Source organism: Neobacillus sp. MER 74, from assembly GCF_023714155.1.
Genome location: NZ_JAMAUV010000008.1, coordinates 155,967 through 171,478, shown reverse-complemented (window position 1 = coordinate 171,478; position 15,512 = coordinate 155,967). Strand labels below are relative to the sequence as shown.

17 protein-coding genes and 2 other annotated features are annotated in these 15,512 nt (G+C 39.2%); of the genes, 6 read left to right on the top strand and 11 right to left on the bottom strand.

Annotated elements, in window-relative coordinates:
• Nucleotides 1–3: 3 nt before the first annotated feature.
• Both M3610_RS15555 and zapA read right to left on the bottom strand, forming a co-directional pair.
• Nucleotides 4–558, bottom strand: a complete 555-nt coding sequence (locus M3610_RS15555) for a CvpA family protein (RefSeq protein WP_098574314.1) — start codon at nt 556–558, stop codon at nt 4–6.
• 6 nt (nt 559–564) lie between these two features.
• Nucleotides 565–825: a cell division protein ZapA gene (zapA, locus tag M3610_RS15550; RefSeq protein WP_098574316.1), complete on the bottom strand. Its 261-nt coding sequence runs from the start codon at nt 823–825 to the stop codon at nt 565–567.
• 108 nt (nt 826–933) lie between these two features.
• On the opposite strand from zapA, the gene rnhC reads away from it, so the two are divergent.
• Nucleotides 934–1,878 carry a ribonuclease HIII gene (gene rnhC, locus M3610_RS15545; RefSeq protein ID WP_251460290.1) on the top strand — a complete coding sequence of 315 codons (945 nt, stop codon included), beginning with the start codon at nt 934–936 and terminating at the stop codon, nt 1,876–1,878.
• A 61-nt stretch (nt 1,879–1,939) separates the two neighbouring features.
• Nucleotides 1,940–2,230, top strand: a complete 291-nt coding sequence (locus M3610_RS15540; RefSeq protein WP_251460288.1) for a 4a-hydroxytetrahydrobiopterin dehydratase — start codon at nt 1,940–1,942, stop codon at nt 2,228–2,230.
• Nucleotides 2,231–2,301: 71 nt separating this feature from the next.
• Here M3610_RS15540 and pheT read toward each other — a convergent pair whose 3' ends face one another.
• The 3 genes from pheT to M3610_RS15525 form a co-directional block, all read right to left on the bottom strand.
• Nucleotides 2,302–4,716, bottom strand: coding sequence for a phenylalanine--tRNA ligase subunit beta (pheT, locus tag M3610_RS15535; protein WP_251460286.1), 2,415 nt, complete (start codon nt 4,714–4,716; stop codon nt 2,302–2,304).
• A gap of 51 nt (nt 4,717–4,767) precedes the next feature.
• Entirely contained in the window at nt 4,768–5,805 is a 1,038-nt protein-coding gene (gene pheS / locus M3610_RS15530; RefSeq protein ID WP_098574324.1) for a phenylalanine--tRNA ligase subunit alpha, read from the bottom strand.
• Between the two features lie 71 nt (nt 5,806–5,876).
• Nucleotides 5,877–6,145: a binding site (T-box leader), on the bottom strand.
• A gap of 61 nt (nt 6,146–6,206) precedes the next feature.
• Entirely contained in the window at nt 6,207–6,956 is a 750-nt protein-coding gene (locus M3610_RS15525) for a TrmH family RNA methyltransferase (protein ID WP_251460284.1), read from the bottom strand.
• A 119-nt stretch (nt 6,957–7,075) separates the two neighbouring features.
• On the opposite strand from M3610_RS15525, the gene sspI reads away from it, so the two are divergent.
• Nucleotides 7,076–7,282, top strand: coding sequence for a small acid-soluble spore protein SspI (sspI, locus tag M3610_RS15520; RefSeq protein WP_098574329.1), 207 nt, complete (start codon nt 7,076–7,078; stop codon nt 7,280–7,282).
• Nucleotides 7,283–7,634: 352 nt separating this feature from the next.
• Here the strand turns inward: sspI and M3610_RS15515 are convergent, their stop codons facing one another.
• Entirely contained in the window at nt 7,635–8,720 is a 1,086-nt protein-coding gene (locus M3610_RS15515; protein ID WP_251460282.1) for a M42 family metallopeptidase, read from the bottom strand.
• A 244-nt stretch (nt 8,721–8,964) separates the two neighbouring features.
• Here M3610_RS15515 and M3610_RS15510 point away from each other — a divergent pair, with 244 nt between their 5' ends.
• Genes M3610_RS15510 through M3610_RS15500 form a run of 3 tightly spaced genes read left to right on the top strand, consistent with a single transcriptional unit; the run spans nt 8,965 to nt 12,835 of the window.
• The gene (locus M3610_RS15510; RefSeq protein ID WP_251460280.1) at nt 8,965–10,062 is read left to right on the top strand and encodes a GerAB/ArcD/ProY family transporter; all 1,098 of its coding nucleotides are present in this window, start codon (nt 8,965–8,967) and stop codon (nt 10,060–10,062) included.
• A 32-nt stretch (nt 10,063–10,094) separates the two neighbouring features.
• Complete coding sequence (locus M3610_RS15505) at nt 10,095–11,654, top strand: spore germination protein (RefSeq protein ID WP_251460278.1); 1,560 nt, start codon at nt 10,095–10,097, stop codon at nt 11,652–11,654.
• Nucleotides 11,655–11,680: 26 nt separating this feature from the next.
• Entirely contained in the window at nt 11,681–12,835 is a 1,155-nt protein-coding gene (locus M3610_RS15500; protein WP_251460276.1) for a Ger(x)C family spore germination protein, read from the top strand.
• 321 nt (nt 12,836–13,156) lie between these two features.
• Here M3610_RS15500 and dut read toward each other — a convergent pair whose 3' ends face one another.
• The 5 genes from dut to infC form a co-directional block, all read right to left on the bottom strand.
• Entirely contained in the window at nt 13,157–13,591 is a 435-nt protein-coding gene (dut, locus tag M3610_RS15495; RefSeq protein ID WP_098574339.1) for a dUTP diphosphatase, read from the bottom strand.
• Between the two features lie 77 nt (nt 13,592–13,668).
• On the bottom strand, nt 13,669–13,929 hold the full coding sequence (locus tag M3610_RS15490; protein ID WP_251460274.1) for a DUF1294 domain-containing protein: 261 nt from the start codon (nt 13,927–13,929) through the stop codon (nt 13,669–13,671).
• 62 nt (nt 13,930–13,991) lie between these two features.
• Nucleotides 13,992–14,351 (bottom strand): 50S ribosomal protein L20, encoded by a 360-nt coding sequence (rplT, locus tag M3610_RS15485; protein ID WP_026563363.1) that lies wholly within the window; start codon nt 14,349–14,351, stop codon nt 13,992–13,994.
• Nucleotides 14,352–14,389: 38 nt separating this feature from the next.
• Nucleotides 14,390–14,590, bottom strand: coding sequence for a 50S ribosomal protein L35 (gene rpmI / locus M3610_RS15480; RefSeq protein WP_251460272.1), 201 nt, complete (start codon nt 14,588–14,590; stop codon nt 14,390–14,392).
• A 16-nt stretch (nt 14,591–14,606) separates the two neighbouring features.
• The gene (infC, locus tag M3610_RS15475) at nt 14,607–15,110 is read right to left on the bottom strand and encodes a translation initiation factor IF-3 (protein ID WP_142333006.1); all 504 of its coding nucleotides are present in this window, start codon (nt 15,108–15,110) and stop codon (nt 14,607–14,609) included.
• Nucleotides 15,111–15,258: 148 nt separating this feature from the next.
• Nucleotides 15,259–15,393 (bottom strand) — a sequence feature (ribosomal protein L20 leader region).
• Nucleotides 15,394–15,512 lie beyond the last annotated feature (119 nt).

The window sequence follows — 15,512 nt, the reverse complement described above, 5'->3', positions numbered from 1 at the left end:
CTGCTACAGAGAAGTTAAAGCAGCTGTATATTCTATCCACAAGCTTTTTATTTGCTGTGAAAGGATCGGAGTGTTATTCACAATTGCTTTTGACATGATCGAATGGTCCAAAGCATTTTGCATAAATTCGATTGGTACAAGGGCTGAAATATATAATAAAATAAAGATAACTAAATACACTTCAACGAAACCTAGAATCCCTCCTGCCCAAACATTCAACTGCTTTAAAATAGGCAGATGAGCAACGAAATCGAGCATGGAACCAATAATTTGCAATAATACTTTTACCGCAAAAAAGATGATGACAAAGGCAATCGCACGATAAAAGGCGGTTTCCATATTACTGCTTTCGCCAAGGATTTTTAGGGTGGACATATTACCGAAGTTCGGATAAGGAATCCATAATGTTAACTTCGGTGCTAACTGTTCGTAGTATGAATATGCGGCTACATATGCAATAATAAAACCTAATAAATGAACAAGCTGCAGTATAAAGCCTCTTTTCAGGCCTACAAAGAATCCAATAATTAAAAAAATGATAATGGCTAAATCCAACATGATTTTTTAGTCCTTTTCCTTTAGTTGTTCTGTTTTAAGCCGATTTAATTCGTCTTTCATTTGAAGAAAATCATTGACTGCATTTACAGCGGTTAAAACGGCGAGTTTAGTTGCATCTAAATTGGGATTCTTATAACTGATTTCGCGCATTTTATTGTCAACTAATGAGGCCACATGCCGGATGTGACTTGGACTTTCGGAACCCATAATAACATATTGTTGTCCGTATATATCTACGGTTGTTCTATTTTTTTGATTATTCGACAACGTCATGCCTCCATTCAGAGAATCCTACTCTCTATCATAACATGAACCGATATCTGTGGAAAAGTTAAAGCGTATTTTATCTTTATTTAGAAATGTGGTGTATATAGTATGGGTAATGTTGTATTGAATCTAGAAATGAATAAGATCATGGAAATGAGAAACTATTACGGGAAAAGTTTATTAGATAAAAACATTCCCGGCAGTGTGTTTGCCGCAAAAACGTCTGCCTGTATGATTACAGCTTATAAATCTGGCAAAGTATTATTCCAAGGAAATGATAGTGAAAAAGAGGCCAGTAAATGGGGAAGTGCCGCTTCAAATAAGCCTTCCTCTCCATCTAAACCGAAATCACAAGCAAAAGGCGACCTGCCTGTTGGGATTGGTCAAATGTCGGTGATTGGTTCAGATGAAGTTGGGACGGGAGATTTTTTCGGACCCATTACAGTCGTGGCAGCTTATGTAAAAAAAGAAAATATTCCCTTGTTGAAAGAATTAGGTGTGCGGGATTCGAAAGATTTAAACGATGAAAAAATCATTGCAATTGCAAAGGTTATTAAAGATATTATTCCGTTTAGTTTAATGACCTTAAAAAACGAAAAATATAATCAGGTCCAACAATCTGGAATGTCACAGGGGAAAATGAAGGCGATTCTTCATAATCAAGCAATCTTAAATGTATTAGACAAAATTTCGCCTGAAAAACCCGAAGCCATTCTTATCGACCAATTTGTGCAGGGCAGTACCTATTTTCAACATATTAAAGGGCAAAAAGCAGTGGCCAAAGAGAATGTTTGTTTTAGTACGAAAGCAGAAGGCATTCATCTTGCCGTTGCTGCAGCAAGTATTCTCGCACGATACGCCTTCATCCAATATATTGATAAACTCAGCGAGTCTGCCGGATTCAAAATTCCAAAAGGGGCAGGGGCACAGGTGGATGTTGCTGCAGCGAAACTGATTATGAGCAAAGGGCGTGACATCCTTCCATCTTATGTTAAGCTCCACTTTGCCAATACCGATAAAGCGATCGCCCTTGTTAATAAAAAACGAAATTGAAATGATTTTTTGGTCTTAGTTTCGAATAGGTATATAAAAACGGTGTTTGGAGGAGTTAAGGGTGGCAAATCGACTAAATGAAGAGGAGATTACGGCAGCTGTTGCGGGCTTATCAGGCTGGAAATTGGACGGAAAATTCATTGTGAAAAAGTATCGCTTTCGTGAATTCTTACAAGGCGTGGCGTTCGTGAATGCAATTGCACAGCTTTCAGAAGAAAAAAATCATCATCCATTCATTTCAATTGACTATAAACTAGTCACACTTCGCTTAACCTCATGGAATGCCGGAGGATTAACTGATTTGGATATCACTCTGGCGAAAAACTATGACACGATTTATGAAAAGAGATAATATGAATTGAATTCGTTATAACTAAAAAAAAGCTAGCCCGAATTTTTTCTTCGAGCTAGCTTCTTTTTTTATTAACCTCTTAAAACCGCGCCTGCTTTTTCTTCCAAAGCCTCAAGAACTCGGTTATGAACCTTCGTTACTTCTTCATCCGTTAACGTACGTTCCGGATCAACATACTTAAGAGAGAACGCAATCGACTTCTTGCCTGCCTCCATCTTATCTCCCTCATACAAGTCAAACACTTCAGCTTCCTTCAGAAGAGGTGCTCCCGCTGTTTCGATAATTTCTTTTAGGGTGCCTGACACCGTTTCTCTGTTTACCACAAGGGCAATGTCTCTTGTGATTGACGGGAAGCGTGGGATGGCCTGGTATTGTAATGCTGGTGTTTCTGCTTCAAGTACTGTCTTTAATGATAGCTCGAATACGTACGTATCCTTCAAATCCAGCTCTTTTTGAACTGTTGGATGAACTTGTCCGATAAAGCCGATTTTCTCCCCATTTAAGAGTACCTCAGCCGTACGTCCAGGGTGCATGCCGTCTACTTGCGCTTGAACAAATTGAACCTGTTCTAGTAAACCAAGCTTAGCAAACATTCCTTCTAGGATTCCTTTGATTACGAAGAAGTCGACCGCCTTCTTCTCTCCTTGCCAAGAATGACTAGACCATAGCCCTGTAATAGCTGCTGCAATGTGTTCCTTTTCGGAAGGAAGAGTATCCGTGCCATTTGCTAAGAATACAGCCCCAGTTTCATACACACCTAAGGTATCATTTTGACGAGCGCTGTTGTATTTTAATACTTCTAACAGCTGTGGCATGATGCTTAATCGCAGGATGCTGCGCTCCTCACTCATTGGCATTGAAAGACGGATGGTATCTCGTTTTTCAAGCGCGAATTGAGTTGCTTTTTCCTCGCTAGTAAGGGAATATGTCACTGCTTGATACAAACCTGCCCCTTCAAGGTATTGACGAACCTTTCGGCGCTTCTGTTGATACTCAGACAATCTGCCAGGGGTTGTTGAACCAATTGGCAATGTTTTTGGAATATTATCGTATCCATAAAGACGAGCGACCTCTTCTAGTAAATCTTCTTCTATTTTAATATCACCGCGGCGAGTAGGCGCCGTTACCGTTACGGTATCCTCCTCAATGCTGACACCAAATTGAAGGCGATCGAAGATTTCTTTTACATCGTTCATTACCAATTCTGTACCAAGAACTCGATTGATTTTTTCTAAAGTAATCGAAACAACCGCTGGCTCAACGGTCAGTGTATCAGCCTCTACGGCACCTTCTAGCACTTCACCGCCAGCGTATTTTGCCATCAGATAGGCAGCCCGATTTCCAGCAGCACGAACACGATTAGGATCCACACCTTTTTCAAAACGAGCGCTCGCTTCACTTCTTAACCCATGGTCTTTCGATGCCTTACGCACAGTCGCCCCATTAAAATAAGCGGATTCAAGCAGTACAGTGGTTGTATCTGAGGTTACCTCTGAATTTGCTCCTCCCATGACACCAGCAAGGGCAACGGGTTCCGTTCCATTTGTAATGACGAGATGGTCGGAAGTAAGTGTCCGTTCTGCATCATCAAGCGTAATAAATTTTTCGCCATCAGCTGCACGGCGGACAAGGATTTCCTTTGAACCTAAGCGATCATAATCAAATGCATGGAGAGGTTGACCATATTCAAGCAGGATATAGTTGGTAATATCGACCACATTATTGTGTGGACGGATTCCCGCTGACATCAAGCGAGTTTGCATCCAGAGCGGAGATGGTCCAATTTTTACATTTTTAATGATTTGCGCCACATATAATGGATTATCCTCTTTTGCATCGACCGTAATTTTCACATAATCAGATGCTTTTTCAGTTGAAGCCTGCAGGTTTGTTTCTGGAAGTTTAACGTCTCTGCCAAGTATCGCTGCCACTTCATAGGCAACACCTAGCATGCTTAAACAATCCGCACGGTTTGGAGTCAAGCTAAGTTCAAGAATCTCATCGTCACGATTTAACTCGGCTAGTGCATCGACGCCTACTGCTGTATCCGCTGGAAAAACAAAGATTCCCTCTGAATACTCTTTCGGAACTACCTTTCCTTCCATGCCTAACTCTGTCAGCGAACAGATCATTCCGTTTGATTCTTCACCGCGAAGTTTCGCACGTTTTATTTTAAAATTACCTGGTAATACTGCACCTACTGTTGCCACCGCAACCTTCTGTCCCTGTGCTACATTTGGTGCACCGCAAATGATTTGTACCGGCTGTTCACCGCCTACATCAACAAGACATTTGCTTAATTTATCGGCATTTGGGTGCTGCTCACGTTCAAGGACATGACCAACTACAACACCTTTAATACCATCGTTAAGGATTTCGACTCCCTCAACCTCAATACCGCTTTTTGTAATTTTTTCTGCTAATTCAGCAGCAGTTACTCCAGTTAAATCGATATAATCTTGGAGCCATTTATATGAAACGAACATGTCGTCATCCTCCTTTATTTATTCAACTTCAACGGATTGAAGCCTTCCCACTTACTCGTGTTTTGAAAATTGTTTTAAGAAACGAACATCATTTGTATAGAAATGTCTGATATCATCGACACCGTACTTTAACATTGCAATTCGCTCAGGTCCCATACCGAAGGCGAAACCTGTGTATTTTTTAGAATCGTATCCTGCCATCTCTAGAACGTTCGGATGGACCATACCAGCACCAAGAATTTCGATCCAGCCGGTGCGCTTACAAACGCTGCAGCCATGACCGCCGCAAATTTTACAAGAAATGTCCATTTCAACAGAAGGTTCTGTGAATGGGAAGAAGCTTGGGCGTAGACGGATTTCACGATCTTCCCCGAACATTTTCTTCGCAAACACTTCTAATGTTCCTTTTAGGTCGCTCATTCGGATGTTTTCACCGACAACAAGACCTTCGATTTGCATAAATTGGTGGGAGTGTGTCGCATCATCATTATCACGGCGGTACACTTTACCTGGACAAATAATCTTGATTGGACCTTTGCCTTGGTGCTTTTCCATCGTCCGGGCTTGAACCGGAGAGGTATGAGTACGAAGAAGAATGTCTTCTGTAATATAGAAAGAATCCTGCATATCACGGGCTGGGTGGCCTTTCGGTAAATTAAGAGCTTCGAAGTTATAATAATCCTGTTCAACTTCTGGACCTTCAGCTACCTGGTAACCCATTCCGATAAATAAGTCTTCAATTTCTTCGATGATTCTAGTCAGCGGATGATGATTTCCAACCTTCACTGGGCGGCCTGGAAGAGTAACATCGATACTTTCAGAAGCTAGCTTTTCTAGGACAGCTGCTTCTTCTAACCCCTTTTGTTTGGCTTCAATTTTTTCGGCAATCGCTTCACGAACTTCGTTTGCTAATGCCCCCATCACTGGACGCTCTTCAGCTGAAAGTTTCCCCATGCCACGCAACACTTCCGTAATTGGCCCCTTTTTTCCTAAGTAGGCAACACGGATGTCATTTAATTCTTTTAAGCTTCCAGACTGTTCAATTTTTTGAATAGCCTCTTCCTGCAATTCCTTTAAACGCTCTTGCATGTCAATTCCTCCTTCATAGTAATCGGTAATTGGTGTCAGGCACCAGAAAAAACAAAAAAACCCCATCCCTGGAAAGGGACGAGGTTAAAGTTTCGCGGTACCACCCTTGTAAACACGTTATGTAAAACACATTGTGTTCGCTTCATTCGGATAACGGCTTATGCCGGTGCATCTTTACACGGAAAGCGAAGCAGCTGGACTGCTATTGCTTTTAATCGTGGTCCCGATGCCAACTCAGGAGGTGAACTTCTCTTATCCTTGCCATAAAAGTGCTTTCAGTCACGGCACTTTCTCCCTAAATAGCTTTAAATAAGATACTTTTCTCCGTCATCGTCATTTAATATTCCATATTGTTCATTATTATATAATAATTCTCTACACAAGGTCAAACTAGTTTACGCCTATTTTTTCAAATAATAAAGCAGGATCCCTGTCGCCACGGCCACATTTAATGACTCACTCTTCCCGTAAATGGGGATATAAAGGTTCGCTGTTGTACTTGCAAGAATATCTTTACCCACACCATTTCCTTCATTTCCAACAATCAAGGCAAACGAATCACCTGTGGAAATATCAGTATATGCAGAGGCCCCTTCAAGTGCTGTACCGTAAACAGGAATATTTTTTTCCTGCAGTTTGTCCATCCATTCATGAAGGTCCCCTCTAATTATCGGCAGGTGAAAATGACTTCCTTGTGCAGACCTAAGGACCTTAGAGTTGAAAATATCCACACTTCCACGTCCCACCACAACAGCGTCAATCCCCGCTGCATCAGCGGTACGAATCATAGTGCCTAGATTGCCCGGGTCCTGAACCGCGTCAATGAACAGGTAGGTTTTTGCATTACGTATTTCCGGAGCTGCGATTCGGCAGACGGCATAAATTCCCTGTGGTGCTTCCGTATCGGTTAAGGAATTCGATATCTCTTCCGTAACTTGTGTAACTGGCGTGGAACCAGCATCCCATCTTGAAGGTAAATCCACTTTTTCAGAAACAATGATTTCTAAAATTTGTTCCCCTTGTTTCAGGGCTTCTTCAACTAAATGGAAGCCTTCCACTAAAAATGTTCCTGACCTATCCCGTTCTTTTTTTGTTAACAGTTTTTTCCATTGTTTAACTTTGGGATTATTGATTGATTCTATATGCTTCAAAACCCGCTCTCCTTTTACAATAACGATGATTTTTATATTATAGCCTAATAAAAATACATAATAAAACCAAAAATAGAAAACATATTAAAGTAATACAGGATAAAAAGGAGTGCATATACATGAATTTAAATTTACGTAACGCGATTGTTCACAATGTTGCTGGGAATACACAAGACCAATTAGAAGATACGATTGTTGATGCGATTCAAAACGGAGAAGAAAAAATGCTCCCGGGTCTCGGCGTATTATTTGAAATCATTTGGAAAAACTCATCCGAAGAAGAGAAAAAAGAAATGCTCGCTACTCTTGAAAGTGGGTTAAAGTAGTCATTTGTTGGTTCTGGGGCTGTCAATCGGTTAAGGTTGACAGCTTTTTTCTGTAAAGATTTAAACTTTCAGCAAAATTGGATCTAATAATAAATGTTTTAATGTTGATATATAAAGAATATCAGCAATTTAGACACTCAATCGGCGAATTTTTGGTTTCAATCAGCGAATTTGGGCATTCAATCGGCGAATTTTCATGCTTAATCAGCGAATTCGGGCATTCAATCGGCGAATTTCCATGCTCAATCAGCGAATTTCACCTCTCAATCGGCGAATATCACCTTTCAATCAGCGATTCAAAAACTCGAATAAAAAATCCCCGGCAAAATTCTACCGGGGACCCCATAATAAGTTATTCAAACGTAATTTTATCAACCGTCTCACGGTCTAAACGCTTGATGACTTCCACAATCAGTTTCACCGCGTTTTCATAATCATCACGATGGAGCATCGCGGCATGAGAATGGATATATCTAGTCGCAATCGTAATCGCCATCGCTGGAACCCCATTATGTGTCAAATGGATTGACCCTGCATCCGTACCGCCTCCAGGTATTGATTCAAACTGATAAGGAATGTTCAGTTCATCAGCTGTGTCGGTTACTAAATCGCGCAATCCTTTATGGGCTACAAGTGAAGCATCATAGATAACAACTTGTGGTCCCTTACCCATTTTACTCATGGCTTCTCTTTCAGAAACTCCCGGTGTATCGCCGGCAATACCCACATCAACTGCAAAGCCGATATCAGGTTTAATTTTAGTCGTTGCCGTCTTGGCACCACGCAAACCAACCTCTTCTTGAACATTACCAACACCATAGACAACATTAGGATGGTCTACACCTTTCAGCTGCTTCAACACATCAATAGCAATGGCACAGCCAATCCGGTTATCCCAGGCTTTAGCTAATAACATTTTTTCATTATTCATAACAGTGAATTCAAAATATGGAACAACCATATCGCCTGGACGAACGCCCCACTCCGTGACTTCCTCACGACTTGAAGCACCTACATCAATAAACATGTCCTTAATTTCAACAGGTTTCTTGCGTGCTTCTGGTGATAAAATATGCGGCGGCTTAGAACCGATAATCCCGGTTACATCTCCCTTGCTCGACACGATCGTTACACGCTGGGCGAGCATAACCTGACCCCACCAGCCGCCAACTGGTTGAAAACGAAGAAAACCTTTGTCATCAATTTGTGTAATCATGAAACCAACTTCATCCAAATGACCTGCGACCATAATTTTCGGGCCGCCTTCTTTCCCTACCTTTTTGGCAATTAAACTGCCAAGTCCATCGGTTGTGAGTTCATCCGCAAATGGTTCTATGTATTTTTTCATAACTTCGCGAACTTCACGCTCATTACCAGGAATTCCTTTGGCATCTGTTAACTCTTTTAACATCATCAAGGTTTCATCTAGTTTTGTCATTATTTCGCCCCCATTTTTTATAGGTACAATTTTATTATACAGAAGGATATTGTTCAGTTACAAATTTAGCCTGATTGGATGAAATAACTCGGCACCCTTTGAATCTTTAAGAAGTTCATGGAATCTAGGCTTCATGGATAACATGTATATCTATGGAGAATATTAAAAAAAAAGGAATACTTTGTTAGGAACGGTTTTTTTTGTATAGCAAAAGCTTTTCTTATTTCAAAAGGGAGATAAATTAATGATTAAGGAAAAAATTAGTGCAATCCAGCTTGTTTATTTAATGGCAGGCTATGTATTAGGGACGGCGATGATTCTGGGTTTAGGGGCTGACACGAAGCAGGATGCATGGATCTATATCCTTATCGGCATGGGATCCAGTCTAATATTAATGGTTGTTTATACTCAATTATCAACCTATTATTCAGGGGATACACTCGTTCAGATGCTGCCAAAGATAATCGGAAGATTTCTTTCCTATCCGGTAATCCTGCTTTATATTGTGCATTTTACCTATTCTGCCGCAAGAGCGTGCAGAGAATTGGGGGATCTGATTGTCACAACCATCTTAACTGAAACCCCAATCTTAGTAGTAATAGGAAGCTTTATGGTGTTAATGATCTATTGTTTGCTGGGCGGAGTAGAGACTTTGGGGCGAATGGCGGAAATCATCTTTCCTATCTATATTTTTGCACTTATCCTGATTTGGCTTCTCTTATTTAGCGTTGAACCATTTGATCTAAAAAATCTAACTCCTGTTTTAGGTAATGGAGTACAACCTTTATTGAAAAAAGCAATTCCAACTGCCATAAACTTCCCTTTTGGCGAAACCATTGTCATTATGATGTTTTTTCCTTTTTTAAGCAATAAAAAACATATAAGAAAGATAGGATTGTCTGCTCTAGTAATCGGAGGAATCCTATTAACAATTAATTCTATTATGATGCTTTCTACGCTAGGACCGGAAATTTACAGCAGAGATCTTTTTACCCTGCTTGCTGCAACTCAAATGGTTTCTGTTGCAGACTTTCTTGAGCGGTTTGATGCCCTTGTTATTTTAATGATGGTAGCAGGTGTATTTTTTAAGGTGGGAGGATTTACATTCGGTGCTTCCGTTGCCATATCTCAATTATTCAAATTAAAACAAACTCGTTCCGTACTGATATCACTAGGGTTAATTATTACCCCCTTGTCACTAATATCCTCATCTAATTATGTTGAACATATAGATTTTGGATTTAAGTTTTTTGTTCCATATTTCTTAACTCTATTACAAATCATTGTGCCGATTTTATTACTATTTACCGCAATGATTCGAAAAAAATTGGGCCTTTTATAGTCTCATTTTAATCAATAAGGGTGGTACGTTCATTGAAAACTTTAAGACGGATTAAAAAATTATATTCGACTTTCCAAAATCAAAACCGAGACAAAACTCTTGAGGAAAAAGGAAACGATCAATTATCAGGATTTCTTCAGGAAGATTTTTTACAGGTAAAGCATTATTTTGAAGGGGCTTCAGATTTCAAATATCGTGAACTTCTAATAAATTCTACCTACTCGGCTATGATTTTTTATCTCGATGGATTAGTGGGTATAGAAAGAATTGAATTAAACGTCATCACTCCTTTACTCAAAAACAATAATGCATTCCTAAATAACCCTAAACCGACAATTGAGACCATCATAGAAGAACTAAGTTCAGCTCAAGTGAAACAAGGGGAAACACTGCAGGAAGTGATTAATCATATTTTGTTAGGTGATACTGTTTTATTGATTAATGGATATAAACAATTCCTTTTTATTAGTGAACAAGCATGGGAAAAGCGCTCCATTGAAGAACCCCTATCCGAGGCGGTCGTTTTAGGACCAAGAGAAGGCTTTACTGAAAATATCCGGACCAATACAAGTATGATTCGTAGACGTTTAAAAACAACAAAGCTTAAATTCGAAAGTATACAGATTGGGAACCTTTCCCAAACTGAAGTAGTCATTACTTATCTTGATGGAATTGCCCAACATTCAATCATAGAAGAAGTTCGCAGCAGATTAAACCAGATTAATATTGATGCGATTGAGGACAGCGGCTATATTGTGGAGCTTATTGAGGATCATCCTTTCTCAGTGTTTCCGCAAATATTGCAAACTGAACGGCCGGATCGAGTGGTCGGTAACCTTCTTGAAGGCAGAATTGGGATTATCGTTGAAAATAGCCCTTTTGCTCTTGTGGTTCCTGTGACATTTTTCCAAATGATGAGTTCCCCTGAAGACTATTATGGAAAGTTTATTATGGCAACCTTTATTCGATTCATCCGCTATTTATTTTTATTGGTTGCACTATTGTTTCCCTCCATTTATATCGCTGTGACTACCTTCCATCAGGAATTACTGCCAACCAATCTTTTGTTTAGTGTTGCAGCTTCACGGGAAAAAGTGCCCTTTCCGGCGGTTATCGAAGCCCTATTAATGGAAATAACCTTTGAAGCACTGCGTGAAGCTGGTTTACGGCTGCCGCGGCCGATTGGATCAACAGTTAGTATTGTTGGAGCATTAGTAATCGGTCAAGCTGCTGTTGAGGCGGGGATTGTTTCCGCTCCATTAGTTATTGTTGTATCCACTACAGGCATTGCATCGTTTATGTTTCCTAGTTATACCCTAACTGGAGCTATTCGGCTCCTTCGGTTTTTAATGATTTTTTTATCCGCAACATTAGGGTTTTATGGAATCTTATTAGGAGTTTTCTTTATTTTAGTACACCTTGTCCAACTGCGCTCCTTTGGTGTTCCTTATTTGGCCCCTGTTGCCCCACTTAATTTTAACAACCTTAAAGATGTTTTTGTTCGTGCCCCTTGGTGGAGGATGAATGAACGGCCAGAACAAACAGGAAAAAGGAATTTGAGGAGATTAAGTCCCCGCAACCGTAAAAACTAGTTCGTTTAAAAGGACGGGATGGGATTATGAAGGTGATTAGAAAACTGCTATTAGGAGTCATAACCGTTTTTTTGCTTACAGGATGTTGGAACCGGATTGAAGTGAATGATATTGCCATTGTTACTGCGATTGGATTAGACCTTGTTGAAGAGAATATGATTCGCTTAACCCTTCAAGTGGCTATACCAACTAAGCTAGGACCAGCTGGAGCAAGTAGTGGAGGAGGAAAAGATCGCAGTACATTTGTCATTTCAGAGAAAGGTGTCACGGTTTCTGAAGCGTACCGAAAGTTACAAATGAAGCTATCGAGACGTGTATTCTTTTCTCAAAGCAGGGTCTTGTTAATCAGTGAGTCTTTAGCTAGAAAGGGAATTTTTAATATTATTGACTTTTATACAAGATTCCATCAACCTCGAATGAACAGTTTTATTATGTTTACAGAAGGAGCGGCTTCCGAAGTTATTAAAAACATGCCAAATTTAGAAAGTGTTTCAGCAGAGGAAACGAAGGAACTTGCAAAACTAAGTGTAGGTTTAAAGGTTTATGTCAGGGATTTTTTAAACATGCTTCTTACAGACGGATTAGAACCATATGCCCCTCAGTATAAATTAACTTCAGTAGAAGTAGATACAGAAAATGAATCAGGAAAAATACAGTCTATTAATGGGGCTGCCGTATTTAAAAAAGACAAGCTAATAGGTTGGATGGATGAAACTGAAACCCGGGGAATTTTATGGCTTCGTAATGAAATTGAAGGAGGTGTCATTACTATTAAAGTCCCAAAGGAAAAAGGCGGGGGAAATATTAGTCTTGATATTATTGGATCAAAAACAAAAATCCTTCCTCATCATGACCATGGACAAATGAAAATTACAGTTAATGTTACCTCAGAAATGAGTGCAATTGAAAATACTTCAAAGCTAGTATTATTTAATCCAAAAGTAATTGAAGAGATCCAAAAAAATATTGAAAAGGAGATTAAGGGTCGAATTCAATTAGTAGTAAATAAGGCTCAAAAAGATTTTCAATCAGACATATTTGGATTTGGCCAAGCCGTTTACAGAGAATATCCAAAAGCATGGAATACATTTTATAAAAAGAATTGGAACCATGAGTTTTCACAAGTAGAAGTAAATATCAAATCAAAAGTTTATGTAAGAAGAATCGGCTTAAGTAAGTGAAGAAATACTTCATAAAAAGGATTGGAAAATGTTTAAGATTTTTTTAGTGATTTTTACCTTCGTTTTAATCTTTTCATGGGAAGCTTTACGTTTAATACGAAAAAGGGAAATAAAAGAACTAGTTGTTTTTTCTATTCTTTCATTAATTGGCTTAGCATTGAGTATTATGGTAATTATCCGATCATTTGTCTAATGATTTGGTATTAAAGGGGGACCATACTAATTTTTACTATCAAAAAATATGAAATGGACATTCTCACCTTTTTAAAGAAGTTGGAAGCTGCAAAGTCCAATTTCTAATGAAAATGTCCAATCATACTTTTATATACCGGAAGAACCGAATCCACCTTCTGATCTGCCCGTATCCGCTAATATTTCTGTTTCAATAAGGTTAACTTTTAAGACTGGGGCAATAACCATTTGGGCAATTCTCATTTGTTTTTCAATTGTAAAATCTTCTTTCCCATGATTAATAAGGATAATTTTTATTTCCCCTCGGTACCCTTCATCAATAGTCCCCGGACTATTAAGCACAGTTATAGAGTGTTTTAAGGCTAGACCACTTCTTGGCCTAATCTGCGCCTCCGTTCCTTTAGGTAATTCAATTTGTATACCCGTTCTTATTAAGCCCGCATCCCCTGCTTTGATTATTTTTTCTTCAATAGAAAATAAATCTAAGCCAGCATCACCTTCATATGCTCGATGGGGTAATACAGCCTCATCGTCTATTAATTTAACTTTCAATTGATATTCCATTTTGAACCTCTTTTCAAGAAATTTTTATGTAACTTAATTGATTGCGCATCCATTGCTTAGCCCCCAAGATGCAACTTTTATAGTAAAAACTTGATTAACAGAACTAACTCAATCACTGCAAGAACCGGAAAACCAATCTTAAATGAAGTATGCTTCGTTTTATGTCGATAAAGTTGCATGCCTGCAGTCGTACCAACAGCACCTCCAAATAATGCCACTAGCCATAAGGTCCGCTCGCTTATTCTGTACTCATGCTTTTTAGCCCGCCTCTTATCCTCCCACATAATCACGAGCCCCGCCATATTCATGATAAAATAGACCGCTAACCATATTTTCATCCCCAGTACCCCCCTCTATAGAAAAAGCCATCCTCATAAGAGAATGGCTGATATATTTCAAATTACTTGTTAATGTTTTGTTTTGCAACATTTGCTAATTCAGCAAATGCGTTTGCATCGCTTACTGCTAATTCAGCAAGCATCTTGCGGTTTACTTCGATACCAGCAAGCTTTAAGCCATGCATTAAACGGCTGTAAGAAAGACCGTTCATACGTGCTGCTGCATTGATACGAGTAATCCAAAGTTTGCGGAAGTCGCGTTTTTTCTGGCGACGATCGCGGAAAGCATACATTAAAGATTTCATAACTTGTTGGTTAGCTACTTTATATAATGTATGTTTTGAACCGAAATAACCTTTTGCTAATTTAAGAACTTTTTTACGACGTTTGCGCGTAACTGTACCGCCTTTTACACGTGGCATTTAATTTCCCTCCAATATATAAATCGATCACTTAATTTTTACTTCATGTAAGTTAACATTTGACGAATGCGTTTGAAATCACCTTTAGAAACAAGTGATGCTTTGCGAAGCTTACGCTTTGCTTTAGTAGATTTGTTAGCAAATAAGTGGCTTGTATAAGCATGGTCACGTTTTAATTTACCTGAACCAGTTCTTTTAAAACGCTTTGCAGCGCCACGGTGAGTTTTCATTTTTGGCATTGGGATATCCTCCTTATTACTTGTCGGTTTTAGGTGCTAAAACTAGGAACATGCTACGACCATCCATTTTTGGATGTGATTCAATCGTTGCAACTTCCTTGCACGCCTCTGAAAAACGGTCTAACACACGTTGACCAATTTCTTTATGGGTAATCGCCCGGCCCTTGAAACGGATGGACGCTTTTACCTTGTCGCCTTTTTCTAAGAACTTAATTGCATTGCGTAACTTTGTATTAAAGTCATGCTCATCAATTGTCGGGCTGAGACGAACTTCTTTAGTGGTGATGATTTTTTGATTCTTACGAGCTTCTTTTTCTTTCTTTTGCTGCTCGAATTTAAATTTGCCATAGTCCATAATTCTGCCGACTGGAGGCTTTGCATTTGGTGCTACAAGCACCAAATCTAGGTTCACTCTTCCGGCAATCTCTAAGGCTTCAGTTTTGGTTTTAATCCCTAACTGCTCGCCATTTTGATCAATTAGGCGAATTTCGCGAGCGCGAATGCCCTCATTTAATAACATGTCTTTGCTAATAATTAGCCACCTCCAAGGTTTTATCACGAATACAACGTCATGGTCAAGAAAATCATTACGAGCCCTTTCAAACCTTAACGTAAAACGCTATACAAGAATCCACAGGTATAAAACTTTTTAGCAGTGCTATAAGTGCACAAACAAAAAAGTGCGGATGAATGCACCCACACTTTACAGAACAAAAGTAATCAAACCAAAAAGTTCAAGTAAAACCTGCTAACTGCTCTATTCGCGTCAATCAGGTGAGAAGCGGGTGCTTCTTCTTTTCCCAAAAACAAGTATTCAATTTTTCACCTTAGTAAATATAACATAAGCAAAGATACAATGTCAAATGAACTATTTTTCTTTGACAACGAAATTTATTTTAGCAAGAAATAAATAATTATTCAA

Coding starts and splice junctions, on each gene's coding strand:
- M3610_RS15555 (WP_098574314.1), bottom strand. CDS start 558: ATGTTGGATTTAGCCATTATCATTTTTTTAATTATTGGATTCTTTGTA.
- rnhC (WP_251460290.1), top strand. CDS start 934: ATGGGTAATGTTGTATTGAATCTAGAAATGAATAAGATCATGGAAATG.
- pheT (WP_251460286.1), bottom strand. CDS start 4,716: ATGTTCGTTTCATATAAATGGCTCCAAGATTATATCGATTTAACTGGA.
- pheS (WP_098574324.1), bottom strand. CDS start 5,805: ATGCAAGAGCGTTTAAAGGAATTGCAGGAAGAGGCTATTCAAAAAATT.
- sspI (WP_098574329.1), top strand. CDS start 7,076: ATGAATTTAAATTTACGTAACGCGATTGTTCACAATGTTGCTGGGAAT.
- M3610_RS15515 (WP_251460282.1), bottom strand. CDS start 8,720: ATGACAAAACTAGATGAAACCTTGATGATGTTAAAAGAGTTAACAGAT.
- M3610_RS15510 (WP_251460280.1), top strand. CDS start 8,965: ATGATTAAGGAAAAAATTAGTGCAATCCAGCTTGTTTATTTAATGGCA.
- M3610_RS15500 (WP_251460276.1), top strand. CDS start 11,681: ATGAAGGTGATTAGAAAACTGCTATTAGGAGTCATAACCGTTTTTTTG.
- dut (WP_098574339.1), bottom strand. CDS start 13,591: ATGGAATATCAATTGAAAGTTAAATTAATAGACGATGAGGCTGTATTA.
- M3610_RS15490 (WP_251460274.1), bottom strand. CDS start 13,929: ATGAAAATATGGTTAGCGGTCTATTTTATCATGAATATGGCGGGGCTC.
- rplT (WP_026563363.1), bottom strand. CDS start 14,351: ATGCCACGTGTAAAAGGCGGTACAGTTACGCGCAAACGTCGTAAAAAA.
- rpmI (WP_251460272.1), bottom strand. CDS start 14,590: ATGCCAAAAATGAAAACTCACCGTGGCGCTGCAAAGCGTTTTAAAAGA.
- infC (WP_142333006.1), bottom strand. CDS start 15,110: ATGTTATTAAATGAGGGCATTCGCGCTCGCGAAATTCGCCTAATTGAT.